Annotated in this window: 26 protein-coding genes and 2 pseudogenes; 15 read left to right on the forward strand and 13 right to left on the reverse strand. The window is 71.9% G+C overall.

Translation table 11 applies throughout. The annotated features are described in order from the left end of the window. Nucleotides 1–228, forward strand: a pseudogene (locus BZY54_RS50815) (hypothetical protein); the annotation flags it as partial. 301 nt (nt 229–529) lie between these two features. On the opposite strand, the gene BZY54_RS53085 reads toward BZY54_RS50815, so the two are convergent. The 3 genes from BZY54_RS53085 to BZY54_RS11895 all read right to left on the reverse strand — a co-directional run bounded on the left by BZY54_RS53085 (nt 530) and on the right by BZY54_RS11895 (nt 2,645). Beyond that, nucleotides 530–733 (reverse strand): multicopper oxidase domain-containing protein, encoded by a 204-nt coding sequence (locus BZY54_RS53085; RefSeq protein WP_244217113.1) that lies wholly within the window; start codon nt 731–733, stop codon nt 530–532. Nucleotides 734–996: 263 nt separating this feature from the next. After that, nucleotides 997–1,509 (reverse strand): peptide-methionine (S)-S-oxide reductase MsrA, encoded by a 513-nt coding sequence (msrA, locus tag BZY54_RS11890; RefSeq protein WP_086725134.1) that lies wholly within the window; start codon nt 1,507–1,509, stop codon nt 997–999. Between the two features lie 215 nt (nt 1,510–1,724). After that, nucleotides 1,725–2,645, reverse strand: coding sequence for a LysR substrate-binding domain-containing protein (locus BZY54_RS11895; protein ID WP_086725135.1), 921 nt, complete (start codon nt 2,643–2,645; stop codon nt 1,725–1,727). Between the two features lie 116 nt (nt 2,646–2,761). Between BZY54_RS11895 and BZY54_RS11900 the strand changes: the two genes are divergently transcribed. From BZY54_RS11900 to BZY54_RS11920, 5 genes are all read left to right on the forward strand, one after another. Beyond that, complete coding sequence (locus tag BZY54_RS11900) at nt 2,762–3,883, forward strand: diaminopropionate ammonia-lyase (protein ID WP_244217114.1); 1,122 nt, start codon at nt 2,762–2,764, stop codon at nt 3,881–3,883. A gap of 106 nt (nt 3,884–3,989) precedes the next feature. After that, a complete protein-coding gene (locus BZY54_RS11905) occupies nt 3,990–4,610 on the forward strand; it encodes a LysE family translocator (protein ID WP_086725136.1) in 621 nt (206 codons plus the stop codon). 43 nt (nt 4,611–4,653) lie between these two features. Continuing rightward, nucleotides 4,654–5,061: a hypothetical protein gene (locus BZY54_RS11910; protein ID WP_208640628.1), complete on the forward strand. Its 408-nt coding sequence runs from the start codon at nt 4,654–4,656 to the stop codon at nt 5,059–5,061. Between the two features lie 69 nt (nt 5,062–5,130). Next, a complete protein-coding gene (locus BZY54_RS11915) occupies nt 5,131–5,928 on the forward strand; it encodes a peptidase dimerization domain-containing protein (RefSeq protein WP_244217115.1) in 798 nt (265 codons plus the stop codon). Further along, the gene (locus BZY54_RS11920) at nt 5,900–6,085 is read left to right on the forward strand and encodes a hypothetical protein (RefSeq protein WP_086725137.1); all 186 of its coding nucleotides are present in this window, start codon (nt 5,900–5,902) and stop codon (nt 6,083–6,085) included. The genes BZY54_RS11915 and BZY54_RS11920 overlap by 29 nt, the downstream gene beginning before the upstream one ends. Before the next feature lie 112 nt (nt 6,086–6,197). Here BZY54_RS11920 and BZY54_RS11925 read toward each other — a convergent pair whose 3' ends face one another. After that, nucleotides 6,198–7,133, reverse strand: coding sequence for an oxidoreductase (locus BZY54_RS11925; RefSeq protein ID WP_086725138.1), 936 nt, complete (start codon nt 7,131–7,133; stop codon nt 6,198–6,200). A gap of 82 nt (nt 7,134–7,215) precedes the next feature. On the opposite strand from BZY54_RS11925, the gene BZY54_RS11930 reads away from it, so the two are divergent. Together BZY54_RS11930 and lexA are read left to right on the forward strand one after the other, a co-directional pair. After that, nucleotides 7,216–7,863 carry a TetR family transcriptional regulator gene (locus tag BZY54_RS11930; protein ID WP_086725139.1) on the forward strand — a complete coding sequence of 216 codons (648 nt, stop codon included), beginning with the start codon at nt 7,216–7,218 and terminating at the stop codon, nt 7,861–7,863. A 258-nt stretch (nt 7,864–8,121) separates the two neighbouring features. Then, nucleotides 8,122–8,793, forward strand: coding sequence for a transcriptional repressor LexA (gene lexA / locus BZY54_RS11935; protein ID WP_086725140.1), 672 nt, complete (start codon nt 8,122–8,124; stop codon nt 8,791–8,793). 15 nt (nt 8,794–8,808) lie between these two features. On the opposite strand, the gene BZY54_RS11940 is transcribed toward lexA, so the two are convergent. Then, complete coding sequence (locus BZY54_RS11940; protein ID WP_244217116.1) at nt 8,809–9,471, reverse strand: shikimate kinase; 663 nt, start codon at nt 9,469–9,471, stop codon at nt 8,809–8,811. Nucleotides 9,472–9,679: 208 nt separating this feature from the next. Continuing rightward, a pseudogene (locus BZY54_RS49260) lies at nt 9,680–9,787 on the reverse strand (CGNR zinc finger domain-containing protein); the annotation flags it as partial. 130 nt (nt 9,788–9,917) lie between these two features. Here BZY54_RS49260 and BZY54_RS11950 point away from each other — a divergent pair. The 3 genes from BZY54_RS11950 (at nt 9,918) to BZY54_RS11960 (ending at nt 12,483) form a co-directional block, all read left to right on the forward strand. Beyond that, the gene (locus BZY54_RS11950) at nt 9,918–10,361 is read left to right on the forward strand and encodes a GNAT family N-acetyltransferase (RefSeq protein WP_086725154.1); all 444 of its coding nucleotides are present in this window, start codon (nt 9,918–9,920) and stop codon (nt 10,359–10,361) included. 382 nt (nt 10,362–10,743) lie between these two features. After that, the gene (locus tag BZY54_RS11955; protein ID WP_086725143.1) at nt 10,744–11,727 is read left to right on the forward strand and encodes an outer membrane protein assembly factor BamB family protein; all 984 of its coding nucleotides are present in this window, start codon (nt 10,744–10,746) and stop codon (nt 11,725–11,727) included. A gap of 306 nt (nt 11,728–12,033) precedes the next feature. Further along, a complete protein-coding gene (locus BZY54_RS11960; protein ID WP_086725144.1) occupies nt 12,034–12,483 on the forward strand; it encodes a DUF6098 family protein in 450 nt (149 codons plus the stop codon). 18 nt (nt 12,484–12,501) lie between these two features. Here BZY54_RS11960 and BZY54_RS11965 read toward each other — a convergent pair whose 3' ends face one another. Further along, a complete protein-coding gene (locus tag BZY54_RS11965) occupies nt 12,502–12,756 on the reverse strand; it encodes a WhiB family transcriptional regulator (RefSeq protein ID WP_086725145.1) in 255 nt (84 codons plus the stop codon). A 162-nt stretch (nt 12,757–12,918) separates the two neighbouring features. On the opposite strand from BZY54_RS11965, the gene BZY54_RS11970 reads away from it, so the two are divergent. Next, complete coding sequence (locus BZY54_RS11970) at nt 12,919–14,301, forward strand: MFS transporter (protein WP_244217117.1); 1,383 nt, start codon at nt 12,919–12,921, stop codon at nt 14,299–14,301. Nucleotides 14,302–14,358: 57 nt separating this feature from the next. Here the strand turns inward: BZY54_RS11970 and BZY54_RS11975 are convergent, their stop codons facing one another. Together BZY54_RS11975 and BZY54_RS11980 are read right to left on the reverse strand one after the other, a co-directional pair. Continuing rightward, nucleotides 14,359–14,811, reverse strand: coding sequence for a cyclic nucleotide-binding domain-containing protein (locus tag BZY54_RS11975; protein WP_086725146.1), 453 nt, complete (start codon nt 14,809–14,811; stop codon nt 14,359–14,361). Nucleotides 14,812–15,256: 445 nt separating this feature from the next. Beyond that, nucleotides 15,257–15,478 carry a hypothetical protein gene (locus tag BZY54_RS11980; RefSeq protein WP_086725147.1) on the reverse strand — a complete coding sequence of 74 codons (222 nt, stop codon included), beginning with the start codon at nt 15,476–15,478 and terminating at the stop codon, nt 15,257–15,259. 203 nt (nt 15,479–15,681) lie between these two features. On the opposite strand from BZY54_RS11980, the gene BZY54_RS11985 reads away from it, so the two are divergent. From BZY54_RS11985 to BZY54_RS11995, 3 genes are all read left to right on the forward strand, one after another. Beyond that, entirely contained in the window at nt 15,682–16,128 is a 447-nt protein-coding gene (locus BZY54_RS11985) for an ATP-binding protein (RefSeq protein ID WP_086725148.1), read from the forward strand. A 263-nt stretch (nt 16,129–16,391) separates the two neighbouring features. After that, nucleotides 16,392–17,255 (forward strand): SigB/SigF/SigG family RNA polymerase sigma factor, encoded by an 864-nt coding sequence (locus BZY54_RS11990; RefSeq protein ID WP_086725149.1) that lies wholly within the window; start codon nt 16,392–16,394, stop codon nt 17,253–17,255. A 66-nt stretch (nt 17,256–17,321) separates the two neighbouring features. Then, nucleotides 17,322–17,762 carry a hypothetical protein gene (locus BZY54_RS11995; protein ID WP_086725150.1) on the forward strand — a complete coding sequence of 147 codons (441 nt, stop codon included), beginning with the start codon at nt 17,322–17,324 and terminating at the stop codon, nt 17,760–17,762. A gap of 61 nt (nt 17,763–17,823) precedes the next feature. Here BZY54_RS11995 and BZY54_RS12000 read toward each other — a convergent pair whose 3' ends face one another. The 4 genes from BZY54_RS12000 to BZY54_RS53090 all read right to left on the reverse strand — a co-directional run. Continuing rightward, a complete protein-coding gene (locus BZY54_RS12000; protein WP_086725155.1) occupies nt 17,824–20,052 on the reverse strand; it encodes an FUSC family protein in 2,229 nt (742 codons plus the stop codon). Nucleotides 20,053–20,225: 173 nt separating this feature from the next. Further along, complete coding sequence (locus tag BZY54_RS12005; protein ID WP_086725151.1) at nt 20,226–21,599, reverse strand: NAD(P)/FAD-dependent oxidoreductase; 1,374 nt, start codon at nt 21,597–21,599, stop codon at nt 20,226–20,228. 186 nt (nt 21,600–21,785) lie between these two features. Then, a complete protein-coding gene (locus tag BZY54_RS12010; protein WP_086725152.1) occupies nt 21,786–22,178 on the reverse strand; it encodes an STAS domain-containing protein in 393 nt (130 codons plus the stop codon). 100 nt (nt 22,179–22,278) lie between these two features. Further along, a partial coding sequence (locus BZY54_RS53090) for an ATP-binding protein (RefSeq protein WP_143668040.1) occupies nt 22,279–22,418 on the reverse strand: 140 nt, incomplete at its 5' end.

Consider the following 22,418-nt stretch of genomic DNA (forward strand, 5'->3'; position numbering starts at 1 on the left):
GCCCTCGACGCGGGCGCCCGCTCCGGCGACGAGTCCGCCTGGGGGCGCGAGTACGCCCTCGCGCCCGCGCAGCGATACCCGCACCTGGCCGCGGCAGCGCCCTACCTTCCGGAGGTCGACGAGGAGGAGAACTTCGCCCTCGCCCTGGACCTGATGCTCGAGGCCATCGCCGCCCGCGCAGGGAAGTTTCGCGCCGAGGAGGCCGGGGAACGGACACCGGCCTCCTGACGACGCTGCTCGGGCACCGGAGAGAGCCCCCGGCCCGCGCCGGGGCGTCCCGCTCGGCCGCCGCGCCCGGGTGGCCGGACCTCCGCCGGGGCGCCCGGACCTCTCGGCCCCGGCGACCGGCGACCTGGCCCGGAACTCCGGCGCGGTCCGGCCGGGTTCCGGATCGCCGCGCGATCGACATCCTCGAACCGGCCCCCTGCATCCCGCCGGTCGGCTGCCCGCCGGCCGATCCGGACTCCTCGCCGTCGGTCCGAGCGGATCTCCGTGCGGGGACCCCGGTCCGAGACCGGCCCGCGCGTCCTCAGACGACGCGCAGGTCGGACATCATGCCCATGTCCTCGTGCTCGGCGCGGTGGCAGTGGAAGAGGGGGCGGCCGAGGTGACCGCCGAAGCGGGTGATGATCTCCGCCGACTCGCCCGGCCGCAGCGAGACGGTGTCCGCCGGCCGACGGGCCGGCGCCCTCCTGATCCGTTCGGACGCCCGCATCGCCCGGGCCGCGATCATCGACGAACCCGCCGACAGCGCCGTGCCCGCGCTGTGAGAGGCGCTTTCCGGTCGGTTCGGCGCCCCTTGAGATCGACGATGCCGATCACCGGTGTCCGACGGTGCGGACAGAGCGCCCGCCTGGCCATACGGATGACTGCCCGCCTCCGCGATCGCGAAGACGGGCAGCCCGCGGCAGCTCGACACCGATCCGGCCGCCCTCGGCATCGAGCTGCCCGGCGAACCGCGCGCGGTGAGGCGCCGCGGTCCCGGGGCGGGCGGGGTCAGGCCTCCGCGCGCTTGGGCAGGCGCCAGTTGGGGCGCGGGAAGTGGCAGGTGTAGCCGTCCGGGTAGCGCTGGAGGTAGTCCTGGTGCTCCGGTTCGGCCTCCCAGAACGGTCCGGCCGGCACGACCTCGGTCACCACCGGTCCCGGCCACAGGCCCGACGCCTCGACGTCCTTGATGGTGTCCTCTGCGATGCTCTTCTGCTCGTCGTCGAGGTAGAAGATCGCCGAGCGGTAGCTGCTGCCGAGGTCGTTGCCCTGGCGGTCCTTCGTGGTCGGGTCGTGGATCTGGAAGAAGTACTCCAGGATCGTGCGGTAGTCGGTCACGGCAGGGTCGTAGACGATCTCGATCGACTCGGCGTGGCCGTCGTGCCGGCGGTAGGTGGGATTCGCCAGCTCGCCGCCGCTGTATCCGACCCGGGTGTCCAGGACTCCCGGCTGTTTCCGGATCAGCTCCTGCATGCCCCAGAAGCAGCCGCCCGCCAGCAGGGCCCTCTTCTCGTTGTCGCTCATCACGTCGCCGCCTTTCTCCGCGAGCCGATCACCATGTTCACACGAACGCCCAGGTCCCGGTCCTTGTTCCGGCGGGGCGGTGGTCGTCGTGATCTCACGCCTCAGCGGCGGCGGGGGCCCGGTGACCACCGCGGCAGCCGCGCCTCTCCACCACCGTCCTCCTGACCGCCATCCTCCTGGCCACAGCGCTTGATCCGACGGTGAACTTCGCTGCCCTACGCCTGGTGGGAGCTGAGGGTGACCGCGCGGAGCAGGGCGTCGCGGCACGCGAGGACGGCGGGGTGCCGGCTGCGGCCGCGGCGTACGACGGTGAAGACGCGGCGCGTGCGCTGGCCGCGGGGGAGTTGCCGCAGGGTGACGGTCGGGGGCCGTCCGCTCCAGACCAGGCCGGGGAGGAAAGCCGCGGCGTGTCGTCGCTCGACGAGGCGGAGGTGGAGCAGGAGGTCGGTGGTCTCGAACCGCACGTCGGGTTCGAAGCCGGCGTTGCGGCACAGGGTCATGGCCCAGTGCCGCGCCGCCGTGCCTTCGGGTTCCATCACCCAAGGGTGGTCGGCCAGTGAGCGCAGCGCCGCCATCCGGCCGTCGGTGTCCGGGCTTTCGGCCGGCTGCGGCAGGGCGAGGTGCAGGGAGTCCTCCAGCAGGTCCTCCTGTTCGAGTTCGGCGGGCCGGGGGTTGGGGTTGCCGGGGTATTCCTCGGCGAGGACGAGGTCGAAGTCGCGGGCTTGCAGGGCGGGCAGGGCCTTTTCCGGCTCCCTGTGCGTGACGTGGACGCGCAGGTGAGGGTGCCGGTCGCGCAGCAGGCCGAGTGCGGTCGGGACCAGGGTCAGGGCAGCCGTCTGGAACGAAGCGATGCGCAGGGTGCCGGTCAGATCGGTCAGGGAGGCGGCGATGTCCGCCTCCGCACGCTCCAGGCGTTCGAGGACCGCCTCGGTGTGCGCGACGAGGATCTCGGCCTGCTCGGTCAGCCGCACTCTCCGCCCGACCGGCTCCAGGAGGGGGACGCCGACTTCGGCCTCCAGCTGGGAGAGCTGCTGGGAGACGGAGGAGGGGGCGTAGGACAGGGCAGCGGCGACTGCCGCCAGGGTGCCGCGGTGCTTGAGTTCGCGCAGCAGACGCAGCCGGTGAAGATCGAACATGCGCAGCCGGCCTCCTCGACGTCACGGCCCGATCCCTGAATGATCGGAATAGCCGATGAGTATAGGTCGAAAACATTTGCTGGACCGATCGTGTGGGTAAGCCGGACCCTGCTTGTGTGTCCGACAACGCTTCCTCCCTCCGCATGCTGCCGTGGTTCACCCGGCCCGGTGCCCGTGGCTGGCGGTGTGACCACGCACCCCTCGAGGTACGGGACTTCCACCGCGCGCTGGCCGAGTACTCACCCACCCCGCTGACCGAACTCCCGCTCGTCGCAGCGCGGCTGGGGGTCGGCCGGGTCTTCGTCAAGGACGAGTCGTGCCGTCTGGGGCTGCCCGCGTTCAAGGCGCTGGGTGCGTCCTGGGCTATCCACCGCGCCCTTGCCGAGCGGACCGCGAACGGCGAAGAACAGGGCCCGGTCACCCTGGTGACCGCCACTGACGGCAACCACGGCCGCGCGGTGGCCCGCGTGGCGCGCCGGCTCGGGCAGCACGCCCACGTCTTCGTCCCTCAGGGCGTGCATGCGCACGCCGTGGACGCCATCGCCGCCGAACAGGCGAAGGTCACCGAGGTCCCAGGGTCGTACGACGAGGCCGTGCGCCTGGCGGCCGAGGAGGCTGCCGCGCTGGACGCGGTCCTGGTGCAGGACACCGCCTGGCCGGGCTATGAGCGGATTCCCGGGTGGATCGTCGAGGGCTACTCCACCCTCTGCGCCGAGATCGACGAGCAACTGGCGGCCGAAGGGGTCGCCGAAGGCCCCGATCTCGTCTCCATACCGGTGGGCGTGGGGTCTTTGGCCCAGGCAGTGGTCACCCACTATCGCAGCCGCCCCTCCGGGCATGCCCCGGCGCTGCTGTCGGTGGAGCCCGAGGCCGCGGCCTGCGTCCTGGAAAGCCTCACCGTCGGCGAACCCGTCAGCGTCACGACGGGGGAGACCACCATGGCCGGCCTGAACTGCGGCACTCCCTCCAGCATCGCCTGGCCCCACCTGCACCGCGGGCTGGACGCCGCTGTCGCCGTCCGCGAGGCCGACAGCGCCCGCGCAGCCGGCGATCTCGCCGCCCTCGGTGTCTCCTCGGGCCCCTGCGGGGCCGCGGCGCTCGCCGGCGTGCGTGCGGCGCTCACCGGCGCCGGTGCCGATGAACGCCGCACGGCATTGGGGCTCGGGCCGTCCTCGGTGGTCGTACTGCTGAGTACCGAGGGCACCGCCGCCAACCCGCGATCCACCACCGACCAGTGAACGCGACACCCGAAAGACCCTGCGGAGACACTGCGTTGAGCCACCGTCCCTTCACCACCCCACCGCCGAGCGGTTCGACCGGTTCGATCGGGAGGAGGCCGGCGGCATGCTGACGCACTTCGCAGCCGCGCTCGGTGTCCTCGGCCTGCTGACCGTCGTGCCCGGGCCGGACATGGCGGTGGTGACCCGGCGCGCTCTCGTGGCCGGCCCCGGGGACGCGTTGCGGACCGTCGGCGGGATCGCGGGTGGGCTGCTGCTCTGGGGCGCCCTGACCGTAGCCGGACTCGCGGCCGTGCTCGCCGCCTCGCCCGCGGCCTACCTGGCCGTCAAGCTCCTCGGCGCCGGCTATCTGGTGTTCCTGGGTGCGCAGGCGCTGTGGCAGCACCGCGGCGCCGCACTCGCCGCCTCGGCGGACACCGGACCTGCCGCCGTCGGGAGCCCATGGCGGACCGGTCTGGTCAGCAACGTCCTCAACCCGAAGATCGCCGTCTTCTACACAGGCCTGCTGCCCGCGCTTGCCCCGCCTCATCTGCCCGCCGCCTGGGCCATGACGCTCCTCGTCCTCCTCCATACGGCCCTCACCCTCGCCTGGCTGGGCAGCTACGTGTTCCTGCTGTCCAAGGCCGGGCCGGTTCTCCACGAGCCACGGATCCGCCGTCTGCTCGGACGTACCACGGGCATCGCGCTCATCGGCTTCGGCCTCGCGATCGCCACCACTTCCGGCTGACCGGCACCACCCACCGTTTCCGGCACCCTTCGGGAGACAGGTCATGACGAGCCCCACCTCTGACAAGATCACCGTCGACTGCGACCGACTGCGGCGGTCCTTGACGGACCTCGCCGAGATCGGCGCGTACGACGATGAGCGCACCGGCCTGCGCGGCGTGAACCGCCTGGCCCTCACCGATGCGGACGCGGCCGGGCGCCGCCAGGTCATCGCGTGGATGGAACAGGCGGGGCCGGCCGTCCGCGTCGACCGGATGGGCGACATCTACGGTCGCCGCGAGGGCAACGACCCGACCGCGGCACCGGTCCTGACCGGCTCGCACATCGACAGCGTCGCCACCGCCGGCGCCTTCGACGGCTGCCTCGGCGTCCTGGGCGGCATGGAGGTCGTCCGCACCCTCGACGAGCGCGGCATCGCCACCACCCTGCTGCGCCTGGTCGGCCAGGACTGACCCCCAGGCCCCTAGGCACCGTCCCGCCTGGTGCTTCCCAGGGCGGCATCACAACGTCGGAAGGCTCTCATGTTCCCCGAGACCCGCTCCACTCCAGCGACTCCCGATCTCACCGACTCGGACCCCACACAAGGGCTTCGCCTGGTTCGAGATCGAGATCGACGGCCGCGCCGCCCACGGCTCCCGACCGGAACTCGTGGCATCGACGCCATCGCCAAAGCCGGTCACTTCCTCGTCGCGCTGGAGGAACTGGGCCGGTGCCTCGCCCAGGGCCCGGCACACCCCCTGCTGGGCACAGGCACCGTGCACGCCTGCGTCATCCACGGCGGCGAGGAACCCTCCACCTACCCGGCGCACTGCCGCATCACCCTGGAGCGGCGCACCGTCCCCGGCGAGAGTGCCGACAGCGTCGAGCGCGAGCTGACCGACCTCCTCGACCGCCTTGCCGACACCGTCCCCGACTTCCGTTACCGGCTCACCCCCGGCCTGCACCGCGAGCCCCTCGAAGCCGATCCCGAAGCCCTCGTCGTGCGCACCCTCACCCGCCACGCCGAACAGGCCCTCGGTCACCCGGCCGCGGTACGCGCCGAGCCTTTCTGGACCGACTGCGCCCTCCTGGACCGCGCCGCATCCCCTGCCTGCTCTTCGGCGTCGACGGCGAGGGCGCCCACCCGGCCACCGAGTACGTCGGCCTGGCCTCGCTGGAGCGCCTCACCGGCATCCTCACGGGCACCATCGCCGACTTCTGTTCCTGAGCCGTGCCTCACTCGGCGAAGTGCGACAGGACCATCTCCGCGCGGGCGGAGATCCTCGGGTTCCTCCGAACCTCCCTCACCGCGTGACTCGGAAGGAGAGCACTCTCTGTGAGCATCGGGACGCGTACAGGACGGCAACCGGTGCGGAACTCCCAGGCGACTCCTTCACCATCGACTACCCCGCTCTCGACCCCGCCTGGAACTCCGGCTTCGACGACCACGACGGGATCGCCGCCCGGCTGCCGAGGATTGCCGCCCTCTGCCGATGACTGATCGGCCCAGCGGTTCATGGAACCGGGGACGGATCGTTCCAGGCGGCCAGGGTAGGTCGCTCGTCACCGCCCGGTGGCCATCGGCGCGCCCTCAGCTCTGCTTCCCGGCTCAGGCCGGGGCCGGCAGTCCGAAGCGCACGCCGGTCAGTTCCTCCGACAGTTGCCATAGCCGGCCGGCGGTCTCCGGGTCGGTGGCCCGCGGGGCCAGTTCCACCCGCTTGGGTGCGCCCCGTAGCTCGCCCATGCCGTCCGGTCCGAACAGTTCTCCTCCCTGTACGTCCGGCGCGGTGGCCGCGTACAGCTGGGGCAGGGCGCCCTGGTGCGAGGGCTGAGCGAGCGGCAGCAGCAGGCGGCCGAAGAGCAGTCTCACCATGCCGACGGGGGCGCTCGTCTGCAGATTGGTGGAGCTGTAGCCGGGGTGAGCCAGCAGGCTGCGGACCGGGCTGCCGGCGGCGCTCAGCCGCCGGTGCAGCTCCCGTCCGAACACGGCGTTGGCGAGCTTGGACTGGTTGTAGTAGCCCATCGGCGAGTACCTGCGCTCACCGGCCAGGTCCTGGAAGAAGATCCGCGCCTGGCGGTGGTTGGCCGACGTCACCGTGACCACGCGGGGGTCATCGCCGTCCGCCATCAGGTCCAGCAGCAGGCCGGTGAGGGCGAAGTGGCCGAGGTGGTTGGCGGCGAACTGCACCTCGTGGCCCCGCGCGGTGAGCGTGCGGGGCGGTGCCATCACGCCGGCGTTGTTGACCAGCACGTCGGGGCGTACGCCGTCGGAGCGCAGACGGTCGGCGCATGCTCGGACCGAGTCCGGGTCGGACAGGTCCAGCCGGCGCGCCTCCAGCCGGGCACCCGACCCCTCGGCCGTCAACTCCGCGACCGCCCGTCCGCCCTTGGACTCGTCGCGCACGGCGAGGATCACGTGGGCTCCCTTGCGGGCGAGTGCCCGCGTGGTCGCAAGGCCGAGGCCGCTGTTCGCCCCGGTGACGACGAACACCCGACCGCTCTGGTCCGGAATCCGATCGGCGGTCCAGCGCTTCTGACTCCTCATACGGCTCACGGTGCCTTGCGTGTCACCAAGTGTCAAGTATGGCACTCAAGGTCAGGCGTGGCACGCCGGATACGATGGGCGGATGACCTCCCGCCCCGCAGGAACCCTGGCCCAGCGCAAGCGCCGGCTCGTCGCCGACGAGCTGACGCAGGCGGCGCTGGGTCTGCTGGCACGCGAAGGCTTCGACGCGGTCACGGTGGACGAGATCGCCGCCGCCGCGGGAGTGTCCAAGCGGACGTTCTTCCGGTACTTCGCCTCCAAGGAGGACGTGGTCGTCCAGTTCCTGGCCGAGATGGGCGCCGCCATGCGCGACGCGCTGGCGAGCCGCCCTGCGGCGGAACCACCGTCCACCGCCCTGCGGCACACGGTGTGGCGCTCCATCGACGCCTGCGCGGGCCACGCCGACCGGGCGCTGCCCGTCGTGCAGTTGATCCTGGGCACGCCCGCGCTGCTCGCCCGGTTCCTGGAGCGCCAGGCGCAGTGGCGCGACGAGCTGGCGGCCGAGATGGCGGAGCGACTCGGTCTCGACCTCACGGCGGAGCTGTACCCGCACCTGGCCGCCGGGATGGCCCTGACCGCCTTCCAGACGGTGCTGCAGCGGTGGAGCGACAGTGACGGCACCGAGGACCCGGCCGCGTTGACCGACCGGTCCTTCGCCGTCATCGCGCCGGCCCTGGACGCCGTTGTGCGCACCGAGACGTCGGGCCCGGGCCCGACGTCGTCACCCTGACGAGGAAGCACCGTCGGCTGCCTGCCTCGGCACAACGCAGCCGGCGGCTGCCCGCTCGGCACAACGCAGCCGGCGCACTCCGCGGGCGCGACTCGGCCTTCCGGAGAAGATGCCAGTCGCCTGATCGGCGCGGCAGGACCGATGCCGTTGCGGCGCAACACGGCCGTCTGGGCACCGCCGCAGTAGAAAGAGTGTTCCATTTGCGAGGGCTCGCGGGTTAAGGTCGCACTCTGGAGGATCTTGTACGGAGGTGCCGGGATGGAGAACAACACGCCAGCACGCCGGGGCCGACCGCCTGGCACCCGGTCCGCCGAAGGACGGCTGACCACTCGGCAGCAGGACATCGTCCGCTTCATCACGGACACGGTCGAGCGGCAGGGCTACCCGCCGTCGATGCGCGAAATCGGCCAGGCGGTCAACCTCGCCAGCACCTCCTCGGTCGCTCACCAGCTGATGGCACTGGAGCGCAAGGGAATCCTGTACCGCGATCCCCACCGGCCGCGCGCCTACCGCGTACGGGCGCCCGAGGCCCCCGACAGGGAACCTCGGACGGCCGCACTCGTGGAAGTGCCGCTGGTGGGTCGGATCGCCGCCGGGGCTCCGCTGCTCGCCGAGGAGATGGTCGAGGACGTGTACGCACTGCCGCGCCGGCTGGTGGGCGACGGAGAGCTGTTCGCGCTGACGGTCTCCGGCGACAGCATGATCGACGCGGCGATCTGCGACGGCGACATCGTCGCCGTGCGGCGCCAGGACAGCGCCGACCACGGCGACATCGTCGCCGCCCTGCTCGGAGACGAAGCGACGGTCAAGGTGCTGCGGCGCCAAGAGGGGCAGGTCTGGCTCATGCCCCGCAATCCCGCCTACGACCCGATCCCCGGCGACCAGGTGCAGATCCTCGGCAAGGTCGTAGGCCTCCTGCGCGCGCTCTGACGAGTTCGGCCGGGTCTACGACTCCGCCGCGTGCGGCTGGAGCCGGAACGCCGTGGTCACCCGCTCGGCGAGTTCGTCTTCCGTCATCGTGGTGTCGACCTCGATGGCGCGCAGTCGGAGGCGCTCGGTTTCCTCCTGGAGGAGGCTTGTGAACATGCGGTCACGTTCCGCGACGTTCCGGCCGGCCTTCGCCGGATCGCTGGTCTTCCACACGAACCCTTCCCCCGGTACGGCCCGATTCCGGATGGCGGCCTGCCGGAAATCCGGTGTGGGAAGGAGCCAGACGGCGTGATCAGAAGCGGCGAGCAGGGGTTTCACCAGGTGCGGCAGCAGCCGGAAACCCTCGACGACGCAGGGCTCCCGCGGCAGGCGAAGGAGGTCCTCGACGATCAGCCCGAAGCCTTCGCCCCGGAACCAGTGGAACGTCTCGAGCATGACGTGCGGAGACCGGTTCACCCATCGCTCGTCCATGTCCATGGCGATGAACTCGTGCAGGAAGGGGGCCTGCTCGGGCGTGGTCCGTCCAACGTGATCCCGCATCACGTCGTCGGTCGCGTAGAGCCGCCAACCGTAGCGGTCGGCGAGTCGGCGGGCGATCGTCGACTTGCCCGCGCCGCTCCCGCCGCCGATCCAGTAGACGTGACGCAGCCGCGCCGGAAGCTGTGCGACGTCGGCCACCTCTTCATGCTCTCCGGGCTGCATTCCTCTCCTGTCCAAGGGGACGACCGAGACGAATGTACTCCGATCGCGGCGAGGAGCTCCGCGATCGCCTGCACCGGCGTCGGCCGTCGCAGGAAATCGGCCAGAGGCCGAAGTCACCCCGACGGCCGTACGGACAGGCTTACCCGTCCTCCCAGGTCGGGGCCCGGCAGGACGGCCGATCGCGTCATGAAGGAGTGGGTGCACCCTCAGGTGCCGGGCGCTGACGCCGGTAGTGGCGCGCTGCCCGGGCACGGTTTCCGCAGGAGGGCTTGCACCACTCCTGTCGCCCGTGGGGGGTGTTCCCGCGGTGGTCACCGTTGCTGCACGGCCGACGTGTGCCGCGCAGGCCCCTCTGACCCCGGACGTTCGAACCTCCCGACCGCCGGGAACCGCGGGAGGCGCGGCGCGGTAGCGTGGCGATCATGGCGGACTGGGAGATACGGCCGGCGTCGGTGTCCGACGTCGAGGCAGTGGCCGAGTTGCGTGCTGTCGTGCTCCGGGCGGATCTGGAACGCCTCGGGCGGTACGACGCGCGGCGGGTGCGGCAGCGGCTGCGGGACGGGTTCGACCCGGCCCACACCTCGGTGATCGAGGTGGGCGGCGCGTTCGCCGGCTGCGTGGCGCTGCGACCGGCCGGGGAGTGCCACTGGCTGGAGCACTTCTACCTGGCCCCGCATCTCCAGGGCCAGGGCATAGGCTCGGGCGTGCTGCGGGAACTGCTGGAGCGGTGTGACCGCGGCGATGTCCTCGTTCGGTTGAACGTGCTGCAAGGCAGTCCGGCCCGGCGGCTCTACGAGCGGCACGGGTTCACGACGGAGACCGAGGATCCGGTGGACGTGTTCATGGTGCGCAGGCGGTGCCGGTGAGCGTCGCACGTGCGCGGCGCCTGCCGCGCCGGATTCCGGCCGCACGGATGGAGCCGTGACGCCAGATCCGGGCCCTGAGGGGGCAGTTGGGAACCCGGCGCCCGGTGGAGCGGTGCGACCCGACGGGGAACAACCCGACCGCCGGCCGAGCCCGGACGGGCCGGTACGATCGGCGGCCGTGCCCCCCTTCGAGCCTGCCGAGGCCGCCGGTTCCACGCATCCCGCCCGTTCGGCTCGCGCGCGTAGGGCGACGTGTGCCCCGCCCCGGCGGAGGTTGCTGCTGGGCGCGCTCGGTGCGGTGGGCGCACTCGCCGCGGGCTGCGGGGGCGGAGGGGGCGGCCGACATGAGCCGACACCATCGAGATCGAAGCGGAGTTCCCCGATGTCTCTGCCCCAGGGCACCGTGCGCTGGTCGTTCGAGAGCTACGGCACCGGCGCGGTGACGCCGTCGACCGCGCACGGCAGGGTGTACGTCGGCGGCGCGTCCCTGTTCGCGCTGGATCTCCCCACCGGACATGTGCGGTGGGAACGCAAGACCGACGACATCGCCGACTGCACGCCCGTGGTCGTCGACCGCACGGTCTTCGTGGCCGGTGGGGATCTGCTCGCCGTCGACGCGGAGACCGGTGCCGTGCGCTGGCGGCGGCCGCCGGCACCCGAAGGCGGGTTCCACGACGCGACCCACGCGGACGGGATGATCTGCGCGGGCGCCGGCCCCACCACCCTGCGCGCGTGCGACGCCGCGACCGGCGAGGACCTCTGGCACGTCGCGTTCGACGGACTCCCCGCCTCCGCGTCGCGATTCGCCGACGGCGTCTTCTACGTGAGCCGTACCGACGGCGTCCATGCCCTCCACGCGTCCACGGGCACCCGCCGATGGACGGCGGACACCGGCGACGCGGTGGTCACGGCCCCGACGGTCACGAAAGGACGGGTGTTCATCGGCATGGGCAGGTCGTCGTCGGGCGGCGCGCTCGGCGTACGCGCGCTCGATGCCGAGTCCGGCCGGACCCTGTGGCACGCCAACACCGACGGGTACGTGGGCAGCGCGCCGATCGTGGCCGGGGGAGTGCTGTACGCGACGGCGGCGGGGGGTACGGCGTTCACGCTGGACCCGGCAACCGGACGCGAGGGCTGGCGCACGGAGGTCCGCGACGCGGGCCAAGGCCTCGCGGTCGCGGACGGCGTCGTGTACGTATGCGGCACCTGGACCGTGACCGCACTCGACGCCCGTACGGGCACACCGTTGTGGTCGTCGAAGCCGGAGGTCTTCGGTCTGTGCGCGCCGCTGGTCGTGAACGGCACCGTCGTGCTGTGCGACGACGCCGGTCTGGTGTACGCGGTGGTCCCGCCGAAGTCTCGATGAGGCCGCCGCGCGCCGGTGTCCTGACGAGGGCGCCGCGCCTGGACCGGTGCCGCCTCACGGAGTCCCCCGCCGGGCCGCCGCCATGGCGGCACCGTCGCGGCAGCCGGCGAACCAGGCGGCGCGAGTCGGCAGCGGAAGCGGGCAGCGGGAGCCTCCGCACCCCGCGACGGTGCGCCGCCCGGCACGCCGGGCGGCTGTGTGCCACCCGCCGGCGACCGGAATGAGCGATTCCGGACTTGTGCCGTGCTGATATCCGCGGCTCCGTGCGGGTACCCCGAGCGCCTGAGGCGAGAGGGAGATCACGACATGAGCGCATCGGACGACCTGCGGGTCGTGCACTCGCTGGCCGGTCTGGCCGCCCTCGTCGAGCGCGACCGGGGCCTGTACGTCCGCTGGTCGCGAGGCCCCGAGACCGATCTGGGCGACACCTCCAGCACCGACGCACTCACCGGCGTACCCATGCCGGGCCTGTCCGCCAACCCGCTCGACGTGGAGGAGTGGTGGCAGGACCGGTCGGTGGAGCTGTGGGTGGCGCGCCGGCTGTACGACTACGCGCATCTGCCGCACGACAAGGGTCCCGGGGTCCGTCCCTGGGTTCTCAGGGGCCGGGAGACGGGCCGGGGCCCGGACAACGAGCCTCTGGTGGTCGACGTCGAGCCCATGTGCTGGATCGACTCCTCCGTCATCGAGGCGGCACGGGCCGAGGTGAAACGGCAGGAGGCGGAGTGGGGGACCATGCGCCGCTCCGGGCACTGACGGACCCCCACCCGGTGGTCACCCCGAGCGGCGGCGGGCCGTGGCGCGCCGCCGCTTCAGCGCGCGGCGTTCGGTCTCGGTGGTGCCGCCCCACACGCCGATGGTCTGCTCCGTGCTGAGCGCCCACTCCAGACACCGTTCCTGGACGGGACAGCGTTGGCACACCGCCTTGGCCCGCTCGATCTGCATCAGCGCCGGACCGGTCGTGCCGATCGGGAAGAAGAGGTCGGGGTCCTGTCGGCGGCACGCGGCGTGGTCTCGCCAGTTTTCCATGAGAAAGTCACCTGCGATCGGAAGTCGTCTGTACGTCGTGCCCTGAACTTGTGCCTGTCCGGCATCGGGTCACCTGCCGGAGCGTGGGTGAAACAGCCCCGGCACAGTCAGTCCTGCGATAGTGACCCGGACAGAAAGATGTAACGAGCAGCCAGGGACCCCGTGGACACCAGCGACACCACAGACACCAGCGACACCTCTTCCACCCCCGACACCAGCGGCGGCTCCGACGGCAGCACCGCCCCGCGACGGGACACGCGGACGGGCTCCGCGAGCGGCGGCGGCCCGGCGCCCGCCGACGGCGCCGTCCGGCGAGGCTGGCGCCGCTGGGCCATGGACACCCGCCCCCTGCGCCGGCCCGCCTACCGCCGCCTGTGGTCGTCGACCATCGTCACCGCGGTCGGCAGCCAGCTGACCGCCGTCGCCGTGCCGAAGCAGATATATGACATCACCGGCTCCTCGGCCTGGGTCGGCTACGCCAGCCTCGCCGGGCTGGTGCCCATGGTCGTGTTCGCGCTGTGGGGCGGCGCGGTCGCCGACACCGTGGACCGCCGCAAGCTGCTGCTGGTCACCAACATCGGTATCGCGGTCACCTCGCTGCTGTTCTGGCTCCAGGCGGTGAGCGGGCTCGAGTCGGTGGCGGTGCTCATGGCGCTGCTCGCCGTGCAGCAGGCCTTCTTCGGCCTCAACTCCCCGGCCCGCAACGCCTCCATCGCCCGGCTGGTCCCCGAGGATGAACTTCCCGCGGCCAACGCCCTGGGATCCACGGTCATGCAGACCGGCCTGGTGGCCGGGCCGTTGCTCGCCGGCGCGCTGATCCCGGTCATCGGCCTGCCCGAGCTGTACCTCATCGACGCCGTGGCCCTGTGCGCCACCGTGTGGGCGGTGCTGCGCCTGCCGTCGCTGCCGCCGCTGACGGGCTCCGTCGCCCGCCGCGCGGGGGTGCGCGAGATCGCCGCCGGCTTCCGCTACATCTCCGGCCACAAGGTGCTGCTGCTGTCCTTCTTCGCCGACATCATCGCCATGGTGTTCGGCATGCCCCGTGCCCTGTTCCCGCAGCTCGCCGCCGAGACCTACGCCCCCTACGGCGAGGGCCGCGCGCTGGGCCTGCTGTTCGCGGCCATCCCCATCGGCGCGATGGTCGGCGGTCTGTTCTCCGGCACCTTCTCCCGGGCCCGCCGGCACGGCTGGATGGTGGTCGGCGCGGTCACGGCCTGGGGTGCGGCCGTCGCCGGGTTCGGCCTGAGCCGCAACCTCTGGATCGCCGTCGTGTTCCTGGCCGCCGCCGGTGTCGCGGACATGGTCTCCATGGTGTTCCGCGGCGCGATCCTGCTGTCCGCCGCCACCGACGAGATGCGCGGCCGGATGCAGGGCGTCTTCACGGTCGTCGTCGCGGGCGGCCCGCGCCTGGCCGACGTGCTGCACGGCACGGCCGGCTCGGCCTTCGGCCCGCGCGCCGCCGTCGCGGGCGGTGGGCTGCTGGTCGTCGCGCTGATGCTGGGCCTGGCGGCGGCCGTACCGGCGCTGCGCCGCTACCGCATCTGAGGCCCGCGAGGGCCGCCTTCCGCCCGAGGGCCCTCGTGGGGGAGGGGGGCAGAGGTACTACAGGCCCCGCCGGGGGATCGTGTACTGCTCCAGCAGCTTGCCCCGGGTCAGCTCCAGGCGGTGGGCGAGGATCTCGGCGACGGTCCGCACCAGGGACAGCCCGAGCAGCGGGTCCTCCACGCTCAGTGCCAGCACCGCCGAGGCGTCGAACTCGTAGGCGCGCACCGGGCTGAAGGCCTCGGCCCCGAAGTCCCACTCGTAAGGCGGGAACAGCCAGGACCAGCCGAGCAGGTCGCCCGCGCCCAGGCTCGCCACGGTCACCCGGCGGTGGGGCGTGACCTGCTGGTCGAGGTGGACGGCGCCGGAGCGGATGACCCAGAAGCGGTCGGCCGTGCCACCCGGCTCGAAGATCCTGGTGTCCTCGGGGAAGGACACCTCCTTCGCCACCTCCATCAGGCGCTCGCGCTGCTTGTGGGGGAGGGCGGTGAGCAGTTTTATCGCTTTGGTCATGGCCAGGGGCTCCTCACCGGCGTTCGGTTCCGCGCATGTGCCTACGCCCATTTCAGCCGCTGCCGGCGCCCCGGGCACCTCGGCGGCGGCGACTTCTGACCACGAGGGAGCGCGCGCCGGTGTGAGGGCATGAAAGAGCCCTGGCTGGACGGGGGAAACCAGCCAGGGCCGTATGCGGCGGTGTACGGAGGATTTGTTCGAATCGACCCCGTCACCGCGTATGGATGAACGATAAACCATCTCCGCTCGATCCACGTACTCGAAACCAGCTCCCGTGACGGGATTCACTCGCTCGGAAGTCAGGTCACGCCCGTTGCGTGGCCTGCCGCTTGCGGTCGGCGCAGCCGACATACCGCGGCCTGCATGAAGGCCGCACGCCGCGGCTGCCGAAGGGTCGACGGACTGGTCCGGCACGCTGTTGTGGTGACGCCCGGGCGGTCTCCTCTCAGCACTCCTCCGCGTGCCTGCCAGGGGTGAGGATCTCGTCCAGCACCCTGAGCACGGCCTCGTAGGACAGCACGCGCACCGCCGCCTCGCGCGCCCCGTCGGGATCGGTCGGCCCGAGGCCGTCGCGGCGGTCCCGCCATCGGTGCTTCTCCTGTAGCGCGCAGCACCTGGCCCGCTGGATGCGCCGCAGCAGCTCGTCTGAGTCCACGACATCGGTCATGCCGTTCACATACCCGCGCGAGGCGCTCCGATGGCTGCCGCGCACCGCAACCCGCCGGGAACCCCGGATGTTTGGCGGGGCGCGGAGAGGCCAACCGAACAAAAAGCCCCTGCGGAGCCGTACGGACGCAAGTGCGGCCCCCGATCCGCCGACGGCTCCGTGGCCGGTCCGGCTTTCTTCTTCACCATCCAGGGAGCGAGGAGATGTGCGAGAAGCACAGGACCACCCCCATCGCCGCACCGTCGTCCGCGGTGGACCGGACCGGACGGCGGCCCCCACCGTGCAAGCCCGCAGACGCCAGGCAGGCGGTGGAACGAGCCATCACCGAATGTTGCCTGGCCGGACGCCCGTGCGACGCACACGCCGTATCCGACGCCCAGCTCGTCGCCTCCGAGCTGACGACCAACGCCATCCTGCACGGCGGCGGCGTCACCGACTTCCACGTGGACGTGATCGGACGGGGCGTACGCGTCTGTGTGAGCGACCGCAGCGACCGGCTGCCGGTGGTCCGGCCGCCCGTGGACCGGCAGGGCCGGCGCCGGCCCGGCGGCCACGGCTGGCCGATCGTGTGCCGGCTGGCGCGTGAGGTGCAGGTGTCGGACCTGCCCTCCGGCGGCAAGTGCATCAGCGTCGTGGTGCCGCTGATCTGATCCGGCCCCCTCAGGGCCACTCGTTTGGACCATGCCGGGCTCCGTCCGAACGAAAGAGCCCAGCGCCACAGTGTTGCCCGTTGCAAAGTATCGCGGAATGTGGAGTTTGTTCCTCCCGCCCCAGGGCAGACGAAACCTCGTGCTTCGGACCGGAGGCGCGCCAGCGGGAGCGGTACGGCTGGCCCGGAGGCCTCCAGGTCACCCGGACAGTGTCTCCCCTTCCGCGGTCATTCCCTGAAACGACCGTTCAGGAGCGAATCCGCATGCTCATCGATATGCCGACAAACCATCCCGGCGCCCCCGAAGACCACGATGCTCCCGCCCGGCGACCGCACGACGACGCACCCGACACCGCAGCCCTCTTCCGCCGCCTCGCCGCACTGGAGGACGGTCCCGAACGCGACGCCGTCCGCGACGAACTCGTGACCGCGTGGCTGCCCATGGCCCACCGCATCGCGGGCCGCTTCCGCGACCGAGGCGAGTCCATCGAGGACCTGCGGCAGGTGGCGGCGCTGGGGCTGGTGAAGGCCATCGACCGGTTCGATCCGGAGCGCGGTGCCTTCGAGAGCTACGCCGTGCCGACCATCACCGGCGAGGTCAAGCGGCACTTCCGGGACCGGATGTGGGCCCTCAGGGTGCCTCGTCGGGTGCAGGAACTGCGCAACAAGGTACGCGTGGCGCGCCGTGACCTCACTCAGAACCCCGGCAGCACCGAGCCCTCGGTCGCCGCCATCGCCGCGCACACCGGACTGACGGAGGAGGAGGTCACCACTGGGATGGAGGCGCTGGACAGCTTCAGCACGCTGTCCCTGGACGCCGAACTGTCGGCCGGCGCCGACGGCTACAGCCTCGCCGACACGCTCGGCTCGGCGGACGCCTCGTACGACGTCGTCGTCGACCGGGAGTCGGCGAAGGAAGGGCTGCGGCGGCTCCCCGAACGGGAGCGGGCCATTCTCTACATGCGCTTCTTCGAGGACATGACGCAGAGCCGCATCGCCGACCAGCTGGGCATCTCCCAGATGCACGTCTCCCGGCTCATCAGCCGCAGCTGCGCGCGGGTGCGCGACGAGGTGCTGGCGGAGCGGTCGCGCCGGCGAGGCAACGGGTCGCGGTCGGCGGCCGTCTGACCAGGCCGTTCGCACCGGCCCGCCGATGTCGCGTCTGACCGGCGCAGGGCGGGGAACACGGAGCAGATGAACGAAGACGAGCTTCCGCCCGATGACCGGGCCGTGGAGGTGTATCTCGACCTCCTGCGGATCCGGATGCCCGAAGAGGACTACGAACGCCTGCTCGCCGTCGTCGACCCGGTCCTGCGGGCCATTCACGATCAGAGCGAGCAGGGTGTGCCCACCGCGGACTTTCCGCTGGACGGCCCCCAGACGCAGGGCCTGCCACAGGAGATAAGAGACGAGGCCGCCCTGGTCATCGCCACCGCGGTCACCGGCCGGATGGACAACGAGCTGGTCGTTCTGGACATAGAGGAGACCGGCCCGGTCCGGGTGGTCACCGACGCCGCGACCGCCGCGGATCCGGCGCGCCTCACCGAGATCGCCGACTACATCCGCGACCGCCATCGGGAGGCCGAGGAGCTGCGCGGCATCGCCGAAGCGAGCGGCCTGCCCACGGACTTCTGACACCCCACCACGTGGCACACCGCGCCACCGGGCGCGCGGGACGTGGGGTCGGCTGCCCCGCTCAGCGCTTGGGTGTCGGCACCGGGACGCCCAGGGGACGGGCCAGACCGACCACGGACTCGTCCAGGCGTTGCAGATGCCGCAGCACCCGGTCGGTGATGCGGCCGTAGCGGGGTGTGCCGGGCGTCCCGCCCGACTCGAGCATGGAGGCGATGCTCGGGCCTGTCTCGATCTGGGCGGTGGCCTGCTCGTCCGCCACATGGGCGGTGAGCGCGGCGATGTTGTGGGTGATGCGGCGGCACGCCTGACGCAGCCGCGGATCCGCCGCGATCGACGGATGGGTCGGCAGCAGCTCGGCGGTCGCGGCAAGCGAGCGGGCGTGGTACGCGCATGTCTCGAGGAGGGCCAGCAGGTACTGGGCCGTGTTGCGCCGCGCCCGCAGCGGGGTGATCGGGTGCGTCAGCGGCTGCACGGCCGACCGCAGGTCGCCCAGGGCCTGGTCCAGGTCGCGCGCCTGGTCCAGCAGATCCGTCTCCGGCCCACCGCTGAGCTGGTCGACCGCCGCCCCCGTCACGTCGGCGAGCCGCTCCAGCACGGTGACGAGCAGTTCGTTCGTACGCCGGTCGGTGCGCACCGGCAGCACCACCGCCGCCGCGATGATCCCGCAGGCCGCGCCCAGCGCCGTCTCCTCCACCCGCAGCAGCAGCACAGCCAGGCTGTACGTGTGCAGCAGCGTGTACAGCAGTCCCAGCGCCGCCGTGACGAAGAACGACATCAGCGTGTACGACAGCGGGGCCGTGTAGAACATCGCGAACACGAACAGCAGCACCAGCAGCAGCGCCGTCCAGGTGTGCGGCCCGACCAGCCCGGCCAGGACGATGCCGGCCACGACCCCGAGCACGGTGCCGAGCAGCCGGCGGTAGCCCTTGACCAGGATCTCGCCCGTGGACGAGGTGTTGATGAACACGATCCAGCAGGTCAGCACCGCCCAGTACCAGCGCTGAGCGGAGAGGAACTCGCCCCCGACGATGGCCAGGGACGAACCGAGGGCGACCTGCACGGCCGCCCGCGTCGTGGGCCGCCGCAGCCCGGTGGGCGGCTGCTCCCGCCGGCGTTCCTGTTCGTCCTGTTCGGCGGACTCGATGGAGGCGTTCTCGGCGTCCAGTTCCTCGCGCGAGCGGGTGGTGGCGGGTGTGTCGTCGGTGTCGTCCTGCGGCCCGCCCAGCGCGAGCCGGAGCCCCATCACCGCGCGCGCCGCCTCGCCGATGCCCCGGAAGACGTCCTGCACGGCGGCCGACCCGGGCGGCAGGTTCTCCTCCTCGCGGTAGCCGAGGAGCCGGTTGCGCATGTGCGACATCGCGGGGCGAGCGCCCTCCGCGACCGGCCGCAGCACGAGCACGCCCAGCGCCCGCAGATCGCGGCGCAGCGTGTCGGTCGCCTCCTCACGCAGCGGCAGCCGGCCGCCCGACGGCACGGGCGCGCCCGGCAGGTGCAGCGTGAGCGTGTCGGTCCGTTCGCTGCTGCGGGCGGTGAGCAGGAGCAGCCCCAGCCGCTCGGCGGCGATCTCGGCGTCCGCGATCCGCCGCTGCAGCAGCCGGGCCACGGACTCGTCGGAGGTGCCTTCCTCCAGTCGGCCCTGGATCATCATGGCTGTCTCGTGCAGCCGGGCGGTGCCCTCACGCACGGACTCCAGGACCTTCTCCACCTCGTCGGGCCCGGCGTCCAGCAGTTCGAGCTGCGCCGCCACCAACTGGGCCAGGCGCACCCGGAAGGCTTCGCGCAGCCGTTGCAGAATGCCCGCCGGAGTCTCGTAGACGATCAGGAAGCGCACCAGCGCGCTGGAGGCGAACGCGATCGCGACGACGCCGTACAGACTCGGCAGGGTGGCCGCGGTGGCGCCGACGAACAGGGACATGAAGTAGATCTGGAAGCCGATCAGGCCGAGCGCGTTGCCCCGGTCGCCGAACCGTCGGCCGTAGACGGCGCAGAAGATCACGACGACGAAGAAGAGGTCCCCGGCCACCACACGCGCGTTGAGGAGCGCGCCCAGGGACACGGACGCCAGCGCCACGGGCAGGCCCAGCGCCAGCGTGACCGCCTGCCGGGCGCGCTGCTTCTCCCGGATGGCGAAGGTGGCCGCCATCGACGAGATCGCGCCGGCCACCAGATGCGGCACGGGGACGCGCAGGGCGGCGAGGACGGCCAGCGTCAGCGCCATCGAACCGGCCGTCCGCGAACCCGCGGCCAGCCTCAGCAGCCCGGGATCGGACGCCGTGACGCGATCCCGCAGCCGTGTCCAGACCGACCCCTCCGCCGCACTCACGCCGCCGTACTCTCTCCCGTTGCCGGTGATGATCCCTGGCCACAGCATCGCACGTCACAGCCGGGCCGGAACGGGCCGGGCCGCACCTCCCGGCACGTCCCGGCCCGGCCGTGAGCGCGGGAGCCACCTCCCGCGCGGGATCACCGAGCCCGGGGCCGCGCCCTTTCGACGTACTCCCGCACCTGCTCGTTGGTCATGTACGCATCCGTGTACTCGAAGTCCTTGAGCTTGGCGGGCTTGCGCGCCTGGAAGCCGGTGCGTACGAAATCGTCACCGGCCACCGCGTTGAGCAGCCAGTTCGTCGCCACCCTGGTCTTGGCCACGTTGGTGCGCAGCGCCCCCAGGTGGTAGCCGCGGGCCACCGCCTGCGCGGGCACCCCGTGCAGTTCCACGCCCAGCGGTTTGGCGACGGCGTCCGCGCCGCCCAGGTCCACGACCAGGCCCAGGTCCTTGTGCTCGTACGGCCGCATGGGCTGGTTGCGCAGCGAAGCGATCAGGTTCTCCGCGACCCGCTTGCCCTGCCGCGAGGCGTGCTGCGCGGTCGGCGGGCAGACCGCGCCGTCGCCCTTGGCGAGGTCGGGGACGGCCGCGGAGTCGCCGAGCGCGAACACCCCGTCGTATCCGGGCAGGCACATCTCGGCGGTCACCGCGAGCCGCCCCTTGACCGTGTCCGCGCCGAGCGTGGCGATGAGCGGGCTGGCCACCACGCCCGCGGTCCAGATGAGCGTGCGGGTGGGCACCACACGGCCGTCGGTGAAGGTGACCTCCTCCGGTCCGGCCTTGGCGATGGACACCCCCAGCGAGATCTCGACGCCCCGCCGGCGCAGGTCCTCCTGGGCGCTGCGGCCGAGCTTGTCGCCCAGCTCCGGCATCAGCTTCGGCGCGATGTCGATCAGGTGCCACTTGATCAGCGCCGGGTCCAGCCGCGGGTAGCGTTTGACCGCGGCGTGCGTCAGGCGTTGCAGGCAGGCCGCCGTCTCGGTGCCCGCGTAGCCGCCGCCGACGACCACGAACTGCAGGCGTGATGCGCGCTCCGCCGGGTCGTCGCTGGCGTCGGCCAGGTCGAGCTGGGTGATGACGTGGTCGCGGATGTAGGCGGCCTCGGCGAGCGTCTTCATCCCGAAGGCGTGGTCCGTCAGGCCCGGGATGTCGAACGTGCGGGTGATGCTGCCGGGAGCCAGCACGATGTAGTCGTACGGCTCGTCGACGATGTGGTCGGTGATGGTGCGGATGACGCAGACCTTGGCCTTCAGATCCACGCCGATGGCCCCGCCCGGGATGATCCGGGTGCGGTACCTCTTGCTGCGGCGAAGGGAGACGGCGATCGACTGGGGCGTCAGCACGCCGGAGGCGACCTGCGGCAGCAGCGGCAGGTAGAGCTGGTAGGCGAACGGCGTCACCAGGGTGACGTCGGCCTCGTCGGGGGAGAGCCTGCGCTCCAGGCGGCGAACGCACTCCACGCCGGCGAAGCCTGCGCCGACCACCAGGATCCTGGGTCGTGTCACGGTGTTCATCCCTTCTGCGGCTCCAGGCGCTCTGCCTCGACGTCATGCGCCTGCCCCTGGATCGCCGCTCTCGCACCTGATCTCGATCCCGCCGTGCCGCCGGCGCCGCCGATGGCACGGCGACCGGACACGCCTGTCGAGCACCACCATGCCCGTCGAAGTCCACCAGCGCACCAGAAGCGGGCGTACCTGCATCTACTCCTCGGCCTCGTCGCCTTGTTCCGGTTCCCGGTCGACCAGGGCCAGCGCCTCGTCGACGGTCTCGGAGACGGGCACCGTGATGCTGACGCCGGTGAGGTCGAGGATCCGCCGCACGGCGGGGGCCGGGGCGATGATGTGCACGCTGCCCGGGCGGTCCCGCACCTCCTGGTACACCCGCAGGATGATGTTCATGCCCGAGGAGTCCATGAACGGGACTCCGGTCAGGTCGAGCAGGAAGTGCCGTCGGCCGTGGTGGAGCTGGTTGGCCAGGTGGGCCTGCAACTCGGTCGCGGTGTCGACGTCCAGATAGCCCTCGACCTTGAGCAGGGCGACGTCCTCCCGGGGCACGGTGACCTCGACGGACAGGGGATTCTGGGCAACGGGCACGAATACCTCCAAGGAGTGCTGACTGCGCACCCGCGTGTACCCATGCGCCCTCCGGTCATGCGTCGGCGCACGCGACCGGGGCGACAACTTCTCGCCGCCCTCACCACGGCAGGAAGACGTGCACGTCCTTGCCGTTCTCTTTGACCACGACGCTGACCTGGTCGCACAGCGTGTGGATCAGGTGCCAGCCGATGCCTCCGCCCCCGCTGCTCGGATGGAACGGGCGCGGCGCCGGCGCCG

This window comes from Streptomyces carpinensis, from assembly GCF_002154505.1.
Classification (GTDB): domain Bacteria; phylum Actinomycetota; class Actinomycetes; order Streptomycetales; family Streptomycetaceae; genus Streptomyces; species Streptomyces carpinensis.